Origin of the sequence: Paraburkholderia sp. SIMBA_030 (genome assembly GCF_046535245.1) — a bacterium.
Lineage (GTDB): Bacteria > Pseudomonadota > Gammaproteobacteria > Burkholderiales > Burkholderiaceae > Paraburkholderia.
On record NZ_JAWRXB010000704.1, the window covers coordinates 1 to 266 of the forward strand.

General features: G+C 45.1%; 1 protein-coding gene. It reads left to right on the top strand.

From position 1 onward, the window contains the following. Window positions 1-83: 83 nt before the first annotated feature. Window positions 84-266: hypothetical protein (locus SB772_RS41765; RefSeq protein WP_410838743.1), on the top strand; the 183-nt coding region annotated here is incomplete at its 3' end.

Sequence of the window (266 nt, forward strand, 5' to 3'; positions counted from 1 at the left end):
CTATCAGCCCGTTCTGCTTACGGGTACCAACTTATACTCCGCATTGGAAATGTAAGTTGCCCGTCTACTTAAAAGGACAAGCTATGTCAATGATTTCCTCACAAACACACCTGGCCACGCCAGATGATTTTTCTGATAATTGCGGTTTTGGCCTAATTGCCCATATTGAGGGTGAAGCGAGCCATGATTTGGTAAAAACTGCCATTCATAGTTTAAGTTGTATGACACATCGCGGCGGTGTTGCTGCTGACGGTAGAACTGGTGAT